The 13,731-nt window shown below is 27.7% G+C and carries 7 protein-coding genes and 1 tRNA gene; 7 read left to right on the top strand and 1 reads right to left on the bottom strand.

The genetic code is table 11. The features are described from left to right. Nucleotides 1-111 precede the first annotated feature (111 nt). From D9T19_RS03340 to D9T19_RS14495, 5 genes are all read left to right on the top strand, one after another. On the top strand, nt 112-792 hold the full coding sequence (locus D9T19_RS03340) for a HesA/MoeB/ThiF family protein (protein WP_121626799.1): 681 nt from the start codon (nt 112-114) through the stop codon (nt 790-792). 133 nt (nt 793-925) lie between these two features. Continuing rightward, nucleotides 926-4,168: a carbamoyl-phosphate synthase large subunit gene (carB, locus tag D9T19_RS03335; RefSeq protein ID WP_121626798.1), complete on the top strand. Its 3,243-nt coding sequence runs from the start codon at nt 926-928 to the stop codon at nt 4,166-4,168. 11 nt (nt 4,169-4,179) lie between these two features. Next, a complete protein-coding gene (locus tag D9T19_RS03330) occupies nt 4,180-4,623 on the top strand; it encodes a Sua5 YciO YrdC YwlC family protein (RefSeq protein ID WP_121626797.1) in 444 nt (147 codons plus the stop codon). 111 nt (nt 4,624-4,734) lie between these two features. Beyond that, on the top strand, nt 4,735-6,018 hold the full coding sequence (locus D9T19_RS03325; RefSeq protein ID WP_121626796.1) for an ATP-binding protein: 1,284 nt from the start codon (nt 4,735-4,737) through the stop codon (nt 6,016-6,018). 73 nt (nt 6,019-6,091) lie between these two features. Beyond that, nucleotides 6,092-6,167: transfer RNA gene (locus tag D9T19_RS14495), tRNA-Glu, on the top strand. Between the two features lie 14 nt (nt 6,168-6,181). Here D9T19_RS14495 and D9T19_RS03320 read toward each other — a convergent pair. Then, on the bottom strand, nt 6,182-10,105 hold the full coding sequence (locus D9T19_RS03320; protein WP_121626795.1) for a bacteriohemerythrin: 3,924 nt from the start codon (nt 10,103-10,105) through the stop codon (nt 6,182-6,184). Between the two features lie 447 nt (nt 10,106-10,552). Here D9T19_RS03320 and D9T19_RS03315 point away from each other — a divergent pair, with 447 nt between their 5' ends. Both D9T19_RS03315 and D9T19_RS03310 read left to right on the top strand, forming a co-directional pair. Next, nucleotides 10,553-12,796: an FdhF/YdeP family oxidoreductase gene (locus tag D9T19_RS03315; RefSeq protein WP_121626794.1), complete on the top strand. Its 2,244-nt coding sequence runs from the start codon at nt 10,553-10,555 to the stop codon at nt 12,794-12,796. 106 nt (nt 12,797-12,902) lie between these two features. Then, nucleotides 12,903-13,670, top strand: coding sequence for a glutamine amidotransferase (locus tag D9T19_RS03310; protein WP_121626793.1), 768 nt, complete (start codon nt 12,903-12,905; stop codon nt 13,668-13,670). Nucleotides 13,671-13,731 lie beyond the last annotated feature (61 nt).

Below are 13,731 nucleotides of genomic sequence, written 5' to 3'. Positions count from 1 at the left end.
CACTCCTCTTTATTTACTTAATTTAAGTCAAAGTTTTTTTAACCTTATTTTGCTACTATTACAGAATAAAATAATAAAAATAAACTATACTTATTAACTAAGGATTATATTATGAACGAAGCACATGAATTTTTTAATAGACAGATAAAACTTTGGGGAGAGCAAACACAAGATTCTCTTGCGAATAAAAAAGTAGCGATTATTGGAAGTGGAGGGCTTGGTTGTTCCCTTGCTATTGCACTTGGAGCTTCTGGAATTGGTGAGTTTGCACTTGTTGATTTCGATGAAGTAGGGGTTCACAATATTCATAGACAAATTGGTTTTAAAGTTGGAGATGATGGCAAGTTTAAAGCTGATGTTTTAAAAGAACTAGTTGAGTCAAGATGCCCTTATACTAAAGTAACTTCTTATGTTGAGAGTTTTGAAGAATTTATAAAACGTGATTTAGAGTTTGACTTAGTGATTGATGGGACTGATAATCTTCCAACACGTGCTGCTATAAATGAATATTGTATAAAAAATAATCAACCGTGGATTTATGGATCAGTTGAAGAGTTTCACGGTCAAGTTTGTTTTTTTGAAAAAGCATCTTATGAAGCAGTTTTTCAAATCAATGATAGAAAACCAAATGGTATTGCTTGTCCAATTGTAATGCATATTGCGTCACTTCAAGCAAATCTAGCTATTAGATATTTAACTGGTTTACCTGTAAAAAAAGATATATTGTATTATCTAGCATTTGATAATGAAGGTGTTTTAGATACGAAAAGGTTCAATTTACCTACTTCTTAAACTCATAAAAAACAAGCACTATTTTTTGCTTGTTTTTTTATTGAAGTTTTTTATTTTTTCTTCATATAACTGAATTTTAAGCACTTTATAGATACAATCTCCAAATTTATAAAAATATATGTGGGGAATTTTTATGCCAAAAAGAGAAGATATAAAATCAATATTACTTATTGGTTCTGGACCAATTGTTATTGGTCAAGCGTGTGAGTTTGACTACTCAGGTACTCAAGCTACTAAAACACTAAAAGAACTAGGATACAGAGTTGTTTTAATTAATTCAAATCCAGCTACTATTATGACTGATCCAGAGTTTGCTGACAAAACTTATATAGAACCGATTACAGAAGATGTTGTTTCTAAGATTATTAAAAAAGAAAATATTGATGCAATACTTCCAACAATGGGTGGACAAACTGCATTAAATGTTGCAACATCTATGTATGATAAAGGTATGCTAGAAGGTATTCATTTTTTAGGAGCTCATCCTGATGCAATTAAAAAAGGTGAAGATAGACATCTTTTCAATGATGCAATGATAAAAATTGGTATGGATTTACCAAAAAGTGCAAATGCATATACTGTTGAAGAAGCAATGGTTGAAGCTAAAAAGATTGGTTTCCCAGTAATATCAAGAGCTTCATTTACCTTAGCTGGTGGTGGTTCTGGTGTTGCATATAATATGGAAGAATTCAAAGCTTTAGCAGAAGCAGGTATTGATGCTTCACCAATTAATGAAATAGAAATTATGGAGTCTATGCTAGGTTGGAAAGAATATGAAATGGAAGTTATCAGAGATAAAAAAGATAACTGTATTATCGTATGTTCTATTGAAAACTTAGACCCAATGGGTGTTCATACAGGTGATTCTACTACTATTGCACCTGCACTTACACTAACAGATAAAGAATACCAAGATATGAGAAATGCATCTTTTGCGATTCTTAGAGAAATTGGTGTTGATACTGGTGGTTCAAATGTACAATTTTCAATTTGTCCAAAAACTGGAAGAATGATTGTAATTGAAATGAATCCAAGAGTTTCTAGATCTTCTGCACTTGCATCTAAAGCAACTGGTTATCCTATTGCAAAAGTTGCAACACTTCTTGCTGTTGGATTTACTTTAGATGAAATTGAAAATGATATTACAGGTACAACAGCATCGTTTGAACCTGTTATTGATTATGTTGTTACAAAAATTCCTCGATTTACTTTTGAAAAATTCCCTAAAGCTGATTCAACATTAACAACAGGTATGAAATCTGTTGGTGAAGTTATGTCTATGGGAAGAACTTTTAATGAATCTATTCAAAAAGCACTTTGTTCACTTGAAACTGGTCTTGTAGGATTTGATGTTATTTCTACTGATTTAGAAAAAATCAAAAAAGAAATAAGAAGACCAAATTGTGAAAGATTACAATATTTAATGGACGGAATGAGACAAGGTTTATCAAATGAAGATATATTTGACCTTTGTAAAGTTGATCCATGGTTCTTAAGCAAATTTAGAGAAATGTATAATATTGAGAAATCAATGGATGTTTCTATTTTAGAAAATGAAGAAGCAATGAGAACTGCAAAAACAAATGGTTTCTCTGATCCTATGATTGCAAGACTTATTGGTAAAACAGAAGAAGATGTATATCAAGCTAGAAAAGCATTAGATGTAAACTTTGAATATAACGAAGTTGACACGTGTGCAGCTGAATTTAAAGCATTAACTCCTTATCTTTATTCAACTACAAATATTACAAAATTACCAAAAGTTGAAAAACCAGTATCAAGTGATAAAAAAGTTTTAATTATTGGTGGTGGTCCAAATAGAATTGGTCAAGGTATTGAGTTTGATTATTGTTGTGTACACGCATCATTTGCTTTAAATGAAATGGGTATTAAAACTATTATGTACAACTGTAACCCTGAAACTGTATCAACTGATTATGATACATCAGATATTTTATACTTTGAACCAATTGATTTTGAACACGTAAGATCTGTAATTGAAACTGAAAACCCAGATGGTGTTATTGTACATTTTGGTGGACAAACTCCATTAAAATTAGCAAATGCTTTAACTGCAATTGGTGCTAAAATTATAGGTACAACAGCTGAAGTAATTGATTTAGCAGAAGATAGAAAAAAATTCTCTAAATTTGTTGATAATATCGGATTATTACAACCTGAAAATGGAACAGCAGTAGAAGTAAATGAAGCAATAGAAATTGCAGAAAGAATTGGTTATCCAGTACTTGTAAGACCTTCATTTGTTCTTGGTGGAAGAGGAATGAGAATCGTTTACTCAACGTCAGAATTAAAACAATATATGGATGCAGCAGTTTCAGTATCAAATGATGCACCTGTTTTAATTGATAAATTCTTAGATAGAGCAATCGAACTTGATGTTGATTGTATTTGTGATGGAAAAGAAGTTTATATTGGTGGGATTATGCAACATATTGAAGAAGCAGGGGTTCACTCAGGTGATTCAGCTTGTTCTTTACCTCCAATTTCAATTTCACCTGAACTAATCAAAGAGTTAGAAACAAAAACAAAAGCAATGGCACTAGGACTTGGTGTTGTTGGTTTAATGAATACACAATATGCAATTCATAGAGGTGAAATTTATTTAATTGAAGTTAATCCAAGAGCTTCAAGAACAGTTCCATTTGTATCTAAAGCTACAGGTATGCCACTTGCAAAAGTTGCAACTAGAGTTATGTGGGGAGAAAGCCTAAGAAATGCACTTGATACATATAATTCTGAATTAATTTGGGAAGATAACGGTGTTTTAAAACCAATCTTAAAAGACCATTTTGCAGTTAAAGAAGCGGTATTCCCATTTAATAAACTTTCAGGTTCTGATATGATTTTAACACCTGAAATGAAATCAACTGGTGAAGTTATGGGTATCTCAGATTCTTTTGGTGAATCTTATGCAAAAGCACAAAGTGCTGCTAAAAATGATTTACCAACAGAAGGAAAAGTATTTATTTCATTATGTGATTTAGATAAAGAATTTGCAACAAAAATTGCTTCTGGCTTAATTGGTCAAGGATTCACAGTAGTAGCAACAGGTGGAACATATGAAATTATAAGTAAAGCAGGAATTGAGTGTGAAAAAGTACTTAAAATTTCTGAAGGAAGACCTAATATCACTGATTCAATTACAAATGGAGAAATCGCATTAGCTATTAATACATCTGATGGAAAAGAATCATCAAAAGATGATGGTAAAAATATCAGAAGATCTGTATTAAAAGAAAATGTTCCTTATGTGACAACAGCAGCAGCTGCACTTGCTTGTGTTGAAGCAATGACAGTATTAAGAAAAAAAGATGGATTAGGTGTTAAATCTATTCAAGAGTTCCTTAACGACTAAAAATAGTACTTATGGATTCTTCACTAGTTTATCTAGTTCAAACAGACACAACAGTAGGCTTTTCATCATCAAATGATGAAAAGCTTTCAAGTGTAAAACAAAGACCAAAATCAAAAAAGATACTTCATACTGTAGACTCTTTTAAGACCTTAAAGAAATATACAAGAATACCTAAAAAATTTAGAAAAGAAGTAAGAAAATCTACTTTAACAACATTTATTTATCCAAATCAAAAATCATTTAGAGTTATAAATAAGGATAAAGATTTTTATGATTTTATACATAAATTTGGGATTTTGTATTCAACTTCTGCTAATCAAACAGGAAAAAAATTTGAACATAATTTTGCAATTAATAATTCGGATATAATTGTAGAAAATAAAAATAATTTTTTTGAGTCTTCTGCTTCAATGATTATAAAGATTAATAAGAGAGTTAAAAGAGTTATTAGGTAGTCTCTTGATATTATTTTAACAGCTCTTTCATTTAAATAACAAAGTTTGGTAAGAAGTAATTAAGTTATTTAGTATTACTATACGTCTTTAATTTAGATAAAAGAGTTTAAAATGTTTACATACAGAAAAAATGAAATAAATCTTTTAGAAGAGGATTTTAATAAACCTAGTTCAAGTTTAACATTTATTTTCGGAAGAAGAAAAGTCGGAAAAACTTTTTTAATAAATGAATATATAAAAAATAAACAAGCGTTATATTTAACAGCTTTTGAAACTATGCCTTCTTTATTAATAAATAAATTAAAAGAATCAATAGATGAGTTTTTTAATATAAAGAATCTAGAAAAATTAGAATCATTAGAAAAATTAATTAATTATTTATCTAAAATAAAAATAGATGAGAAAATAATTATTGTTTTAGAAAATATTCAAGAACTTTTAAAAATTGATAAAACTTTTTTAATAAAATTTAGTAATTATTGGAATAACTACTTACAAAAAATGAATATCCAATTTATTATTACTTCTGCTGTTTTACCAAATAATTTTGATAACTTAAAAATTGCTAAAAAAGTTAATAATGTAATAAAGTTAAAATCACTGAATTTTAATATAATTAAACAATTATATCCTGAATTAAATCAAGAAGATACTATGTATGTTTATTCTGCTTTTGGGACTAATCCTAGATATCTTAGTTTATATAATACACAAAAAGATTTTCTTCAAAATATAGAAAATACTTTTTTAAATTTTGATAGTTTTTTATATAGTGAAGGAATGAATATAGTAAAAAAAGATTTAGGTGATGCTATTACTTATTGTTCTATTTTATATGCTATATCTATGGGTAATAACAAAATTGGGAATATTGCAAACTTTCTGAACTTGAAATCTTCATATCTTACTAGATATATGCAAAAACTTGTTGATTTAATGATTGTTGATAAGACTATTCCTATAAATGATAATCCATCAAAAAGTAAATTTGGTAGATATGAAATAGAAGATAATTTTTTAAGATTCTGGTTTCGTTATGTCTATATAAATATGAATAATATAAATTCAAATAACAGTCATAAATTACTTAAATATTTAAGCAAAGATTTTAATGAAAATTTTCTTTCTATTACATATAAAAAATATGTAATAGAAGTATTAGAAGAAAAATTTGAGAGTTTATTTAATTATACACCTAAAAAAACTGGTTCATGGTGGAATAATAAAGATTTAGAAATAGATTTTATAGGATATGATTCAAAAACCATAACCTTTATAGATTGTAAATGGAAAAAAGATAATAATATTGAAGATGATTATAATGATTTAAAGACTAAAGCAAAGAATTTTGATACACAATTAGAAAGAAAGTATATTATATTCATTGGAAAGTGAAATAAAAAGCTTAAAATCTTATAATTTAAGCAATTATAAACATAAAGTAAAATATAATCACTCTCTTAAAAATGACCCCGTCGTCTAGCGGCCAAGGACCTTAGGATTTCCTCCTAATGACAGAAGTTCAAATCTTCTCGGGGTCGCCAATATTTAATGATAATTACTCTAAAAGAAAAAGCTTTTTAAATTCTACTAAAAATTCATCACGACATCTAATTATTTCTTGTATAACCAATTGGGTATCTTTTTTAGATTGATCTCTATATTCCCCAATAATTGTAGCTACATTAGTATGTACTTTGATATGTAAGTCTTCTATTTTTTTAAAGTCTTCTTTTTTCATACGCTCTTTTTTTTCTTGATTATATAACCATATACCAAATCTACATTCTTTATAATTTAATTCAGGGGGCAATATACTTTCTTCTTTAATGTAAGATATAAGATCTTTAATCCAGATTTTGTGTTCAGTAATTGCATAAAGAATTGGTATATCATCTCTAGAAAAAGGTTTTATATCTTTCCATTGAGAGTAAGGTATCCAATTTTTTATCCAGTATAGTAATTCCTCTTCAGGCATTGGTTTTGCAATAATATAACCCTGTGCTTCTTCACAGCCTAATCTCAACAACATTTTACCTTGTTCAATATTCTCAACACCTTCAGCAATTACTTCACGACGAAAGGCGCTAGATAAACTTATTATACCTTCTAAAATAGCCATATCATCTATATCATCAAGCATATCTCTAACAAAACTTTTATCAATTTTTAATTGCTTTGCGGGAAGACTTTTAAGATAAGATAATGAAGAATAACCAGTACCAAAATCATCGAGTAAAAAATCAATACCAATTTTATTACATTCTGTCATTATATAAGATATATGTTGTATATCTTCAAGAGCACTTGTTTCAAGTATTTCAAAAGTAAAATCTGATGTTTTAACATCTGGATAATTACTTAGTAAATCTTGAAGATTATTTATAAAATTATTTTCTTGTAATTTTAAAGGACTAATATTAATACTAACTATAATATTAATCTCCTGATTTTTCCATTTTTGGATTTGTTCTACAACATTTTTAATAACCCATGAATCTAATTTTATATAAAGTTTATGATTTTCAATAGAGGGCAAAAAGTCTGAAGGTGAGAGTATACCTTTTTGTGGGTGATTCCAACGAATTAATGCTTCGACTCCTAAAAATTTACCAGTACGCATATTTACTTTAGGTTGATAATAAATAATAAATTCATTATTATTTAAAGCATGTTCTATTGCATCAAGATTTTCGTTATAATTACGTAGATTTTTATCTTCTATTACATCAAAAATATGAAAACGGTTTTTACCTGCTACTTTGGCTTGATACATTGCATGATCTGCTTGACGTAGAAGTTGGTCTGCATCTATTGTATCATTTTGATTGAAGAAAGTTACTCCTATACTTGCAGAGACTTTCATAATGATATTCTTATAAGAAATAGGAGTTGATACAACATTTAAAATTCGGTTTAATAGTGGAATACAATCTTGTTTATTTTTTTGATCTTGTAAAACTATTGCAAACTCATCTCCTCCTAAACGTGCAATTGTATCAGATTCACGAAGAATTTCTCTAATTCTATTTGATATAACTTTAAGCAGAATATCTCCATTACTATGTCCATAAGTGTCATTAATCTCTTTAAATCCATCTAGATCTAAATAGATAATTGCCAAGAATGTTTTATTCCTTTTTGTATATAAAATTCCTTGATTAAGTCTATCTGATAAGAGTATTCGGTTAGGAAGGTTTGTAAGTGTATCAAAATGAGCCATATGTTCAAGACGTCTTTGCTGTTCTTTTAATAAAGTGATATCTTCTCCCGAACTTAAGACACCTATTATATTCTGATCTTCATCCTTAATATAAGAATTATGCCAAGCAACTAGATGTTTCTTTTGAGACTTTGTTAAAATATTATTTTCATAATATTCATTCCCTTCTATTTTACCAGCTATTAATTCTTTAAAAATGTGATAAACTTCTTGTATTCCTTCTGGTTGATCTATACACATTTCAAACCATTGCTGTCCTATTAGTTCTTCTGAAGTATAGCCTAGAAGTTCACATGCTTTTCGATTAACTAATTTAATGTGACCTTTTGTATCTAATGAAACAATAATTGATTCAACCGTATTAAGATAATGCTCAAAAAGGTTTCTCTCTTTTATGAGTTTTTGTTCAAGTTCCTTTCTATCTGTTATATCTCTTGAAAAGCCAACTGTACCAAAAACTTGATCATTAATACTAACGGGTGACTTATAAGTTTCTACCCATATTTCTTTTTCAGGCATTTTAATTGGTTCTTCTACAATTTTTGATTTTCCAGATAATAAAACTTCTTTATCATCCTTAGTATATAAATAAGCAAGTTCTTTTGTCCAAATATCATAATCTGTTTTACCTATGAGATCTTTTGTTTCATTATATCCACAAGCTTTTGCCATAGGTTTATTGATTGCTAAGAAATGACTTTGTTCATCTTTTAACCAAACCATAAAGGGAAAATTATCTAAAAGTGCACGTTGATAATGTTCTTTATATTCAAGTTCTTTTTGAATTTTTTTCATTGAAGTAATGTTTCTTGAAATACCCATAACTCTATTAATTTCCCCTTCTTTATTATATAAGGGAACCTTTGTTGTTTGTACTATTTCTTCATGACCATCATTGTTAAAATAAACTTTTTCTTCATTTATACAAGACTTACCAGTCTTGAGTACTTCTTTATCACTTATTTTATACAAATCTGCTAAGGATTTATCTATAAAATCATAATCAGTTTTTCCAATAATATCAGTTTCTTTAGCACCAAATAAATCTTCAAAACGATAATTACAAGTAAGATAAACCCCATTTGCATCTTTTACCCAAATAAGGTCTGGAATTACTTGGAAAATTGTCTTAAGAAAACTACGTTCATTTGAAAGTATAGATTCATTATGTTTTCTTTGTGCAATATTACTAAGTAGTTTACTGAAAATTTCTAGTATTGAGATTTCACTTGTAGTAAAAGTATGTATTCTTTTTACCATATCAAAGCCTACAAAACCTTTACATTCTAAATTTTCAAAGAGAGGGAAAGTAACAAGACTTTTTATTTTTTGAGGAATTAATATATCACGTAAAGTACCTTGTTCAAGTGCATCTACATTTTGAATTAAAATATATTCACCCTTAGCATGAACTTTAGACCAATGTAAAATAGAACTCATTGAAATATTTTGTAATTGTTTAATTTGAGGTAGAATTCCTTTCCCACACCATTCATAAGTATTTGTAGTAGTAAAGAGTTTATAATCATAATTAAAAATATATGCACGATCAGCACCTACAAAATTTGCCATTTTTTCTAATGCTTTATTAATATTATGATCAATTTTATCTAATGGCAAATTAATAAAATCTGTTGATAGTTCTAAAAGCATGTCTTTATATCGATCTTGATTATTAACTTTTTCTTCAAGCTTTTGATGAGTTTTTAGCTCACGCATTAAGTGTAAAGTATTAGTAGAAAGAATATTATATATAGATAATATAATATCAATAAGTAAACGAGTTGAACCAGTCATCTTTACTTCTGCTAATTGTTTTGCTTCATTCAAGGGAAGGCCATCTTTTAAAGCAAAAATTAAATATGCCATATATCGATCAGTTTCTAAAATATGAGAAGCTAACCAACGTGCTAAAAATCCTAATGCTTCTTCTGCAAGTTCAATTAAAGGTCTTGTATTTTGTTCTTCTTTTAATTTTACTACAGTGTCAATAAATTGTTGGTGTATAGCTTGATGATTATTGTCAAGAGGATCATTAGGTAAATATTTATGCCATATAGCTTCTTCAGTTTTAAAATGATAGAGAGTATATTCTGTTAATTCATCAAATATAATGTTTAAATCATTTTCGTTTGAATTGCAAGCAATATGACTTGCTAATGAATTTAGAATTTTCACTAATTTCTTGTGTTGTTTATCAACAATACTAAGTCCAGTATTAAAATGCTCATTCCAAGGGAAAATGTCGACAGTATTCAAATGAATTTCCTTATACTTATAAACTAAATATAACTAGTAAAAAGTTTAGGCAGTTTTATAAATTATTAATAAATTATATTATGCCACAATAAAATGATTAATACTACTATTTTTTTAATTACAAAATAATATTTTTGTTATTGATATACTCAAAAAGTAATAAAATTAAAGTTAATTCAAATTTTTGAATCTTTTTTAATTGACTATATGAATAGTTATGATAATGTTAGTATCGAGGTTGAATATTATCATAAACGAATGGTTATTGTATAAACTTTGATAAATATCTTTCTTTTAATAATCTTAAAACATTATTTATAAAACTATAAAAAAGAGTAGCCTAATTAATAAACTAGATTAGGAAAATAAAATTTGTCGCTCGCAAAATTTTAGTTGAAGTAAGTCAATATTAACAAAATGATGCAAGTGAAGTTGCAGAGAGAAAAAATGAAAAATCAACATGTAAATGTTAAATCGGCTGGAGGATGGGGCGCATTATTGTCTTCTGGAAAGTTTTTAATGAGAGAAGACTTTTTTAAAGGTTCTAAAACATTATTTAATTTAAACCAAACAAGAGGATTTGATTGTCCAGGTTGTGCTTGGCCTGATCCAAAACCTAATGAACGATCAATGACAGAATTTTGTGAGAATGGTGTTAAAGCAATAGCTTTTGAAACAACGAATAAAAGAGCTTCAAAAGAGTTCTTTTCTGCTAATACAGTTTCCCAATTAAATAAACTCGATGTATATACTATAACAAATAAAGGTCGTTTAACTGAACCTTTTTATTATAATAAACAAAATGATAAATATGAGGCCATATCATGGGAAGATGCATTCTCAGTAGTTTCAAAACATTTGAAAAATTTAGATAAGCCTGATGATGCAATATTTTATACATCAGGAAGAACAAGTAATGAAGCAGCTTTTTTATATCAATTAATGGGAAGAATGCTTGGAACAAATAATTTTCCTGATTGTTCGAATATGTGTCATGAAAGCTCTGGTGTAGGTATGATTGAATCAATTGGAGTTGGAAAAGGTACAGTATCTTTAGAAGATTTTGATAAAGCGGAATTAATAATGCTTTTTGGACAAAATCCAGGAACGAATCATCCAAGAATGCTAAGTGAATTACAAAAAGCAGCAAAAAGGGGAGCTAAAATAGTTTCGATTAATCCTTTAAAAGAGGCTGGATTAGTATCTTTTGTTCATCCCCAAAATATTAGCCAAATGATTACAAATAATCCTACGCCAATTAGTACGCACTATTATCAAGTAAGAATGGGTAGTGATATGGCTTTGATTCAAGCAATTGTAAAATATATACTTGAAAATCATTCTGATAGCATAGATGAAGATTTTATTAAAACACATACTTCTGGATTTGAAGAATATAAAAAAACAATTCTAGCAAAACAATGGGATCCTTTACTTGCTGAAACATCTTTAAGTAAAGAAGATATTATTGAAATTAGTGAACTTTATATATCTTCAGAAAAAACAATATGTTGTTGGGCAATGGGATTAACACAACACGAGCATGGTGTTGCAACTATTGAAGAAGTCATAAATTTATTATTAATCAAAGGTAATATTGGGAAAGAAGGAGCAGGGGCATGTCCTGTTAGAGGGCATAGTAATGTTCAAGGAGATAGAACTGTTGGGATTAGTGAAGCACCCAAAGAAGAGTTTTTAAAGAAAATTGATAGTGTGTTTAACTTTAAAAGTCCACGAAGTCATGGGGTAGATGTAGTTCATGCAATTAAAGTAATGCATAAAGAAAAAAATAAAGTATTTATAGGTCTTGGTGGAAATTTTGCAGATGCAGCACCTGATACAAGATTTACATATGAAGCTTTAAGAGCTTGTTCTTTAACTGTTCATATTTCAACTCATTTAAATAAGAGTCATTTAATTTGTGGAAAAGAAGCTTTAATTTTACCTTGTTTAGGAAGAACAGAATTAGATATTCAACAAAATGGTGTTCAATGTTTAACTGTTGAAGATTCAATGAGTATGGTTCACTCTTCAAAAGGAAGAAATAAGCCAGCTTCTTTATATTTAAAATCTGAACCTGCTATTATTGCAGGAATTGCTAATGCAACTTTAGGAAATGAAAAAGTAGATTTTTTAGATTTAATTAGTGATTATAGTAAAATTAGAGAAAAGATTGAGGAAGTTTTACCTTCATTTATTTCTTATAATGATTCAATTGAAAATAAAAATGGTCTTGAATTATATAATAATGCAAAGAATAAAATTTGGGAAACAGCAACAAAAAAAGCAAACTTCATTATAAATAAAACACCTAATCTTATTTTAAAACAAAAGCATCTTGCTTTAATGACAATTAGATCCCATGATCAGTTTAATACTACAGTTTATGATACAAATGATAGATATAGAGGAATAACAAATAAAAGAAGAATTATCTTTTTAAATGAAATAGATATTAATAAACTTGGTTTTAAAAATGGAGATATAGTAGATATTAAATCTCATAGTAAAGATGGAATAAAAAGAGAGGTCTTAAACTTTGAAGTAGTATCTTATGATATTAAGCAAGGATGTGCTGCAGCATATTTCCCTGAAGCTACTCCTTTAGTTTCTCTTAATGATTTTGATAATAAAAGTTTTACACCGTCATATAAATTTATTGATATAACTTTAGAAAGAGTAATTATTTAATAAATTAACTTAATCTAATCCCAATTGTATAATATATATCCATATTATTTTATCCATAGCTTTTATAAAAGCTATATAATTAATAAATAACAATTGGGAGAAATCAATGAAATATATTTATATACTAAAAACTGGAGAAACTTTTGATACAACAAAAGAGAAATTTGGTGATTTTGATGCATGGGTAATAAACTTTTTAGGTAAAACAGATAAAAATATTAAAATTATTCATATTCTTAAAAATCAGAAATTACCAAGTTTACAAAGTGCTGCTGCTTTTATAATAACTGGCTCACATTCAATGGTAAGTGAAGAGTTAAATTGGAGTGTTGAACTTGAAAAATATATAAGAAAGATAGCTTCAAAAAAAATCCCTCTTCTTGGTATATGTTACGGTCATCAACTTATAGCAAAGGCTTTGGGTGGTAAAAGTGATTTTAACAAAAAAGGAAAAGAAATAGGAAGAGTTAAAATTAAAAGAACAATAAATTCTTCAAACGATCCCTTATTTAAAGGTTTTCCAAGACAATTTTATGCTTTTGAAACACATTATCAAAGTGCTGTAAAATTACCTTCAAAAGCAGTTGTTTTAGCTTCTAATTATAAAGAACAACACCAAGCTGTAAGATTTACTAAATATATTTGGGGTGTTCAATTTCATCCTGAGTTTAATGTAAATATTATGAAAGAGTATATTATAAATCAAGAAGATGAATTAATAAAATCAGGTATTAGTTTGAAAAAGCTACTTGGAAAAGTAGATAAGTGTGATATAAGTAATAAAATATTGAGTAATTTCATGGATATAGTACAAGATAGAAATATAGAAACAAGAAAGAAAAGTTGTTTATTTATAGATGATTTAGCTTCATAAATTTTTAAGTAATATTTTCCTATTTCACGATAAATTAATTTTAAATGATTATGAAATAGGA

Origin of the sequence: Poseidonibacter antarcticus (assembly GCF_003667345.1) — a bacterium.
GTDB classification, from domain to species: Bacteria; Campylobacterota; Campylobacteria; order Campylobacterales; family Arcobacteraceae; genus Poseidonibacter; species Poseidonibacter antarcticus.
The sequence above is the reverse complement of the archived record's forward strand: the minus strand, read 5'-3'. Positions and strand labels throughout refer to the sequence as shown.

What these genes read in the sequence shown, in the direction of transcription:
- D9T19_RS03340 (WP_121626799.1), top strand. Translation starts at nt 112, where the DNA reads ATGAACGAAGCACATGAATTTTTTAATAGACAGATAAAACTTTGGGGA.
- carB (WP_121626798.1), top strand. Translation starts at nt 926, where the DNA reads ATGCCAAAAAGAGAAGATATAAAATCAATATTACTTATTGGTTCTGGA.
- D9T19_RS03330 (WP_121626797.1), top strand. Translation starts at nt 4,180, where the DNA reads ATGGATTCTTCACTAGTTTATCTAGTTCAAACAGACACAACAGTAGGC.
- D9T19_RS03325 (WP_121626796.1), top strand. Translation starts at nt 4,735, where the DNA reads ATGTTTACATACAGAAAAAATGAAATAAATCTTTTAGAAGAGGATTTT.
- D9T19_RS03315 (WP_121626794.1), top strand. Translation starts at nt 10,553, where the DNA reads ATGAAAAATCAACATGTAAATGTTAAATCGGCTGGAGGATGGGGCGCA.
- D9T19_RS03310 (WP_121626793.1), top strand. Translation starts at nt 12,903, where the DNA reads ATGAAATATATTTATATACTAAAAACTGGAGAAACTTTTGATACAACA.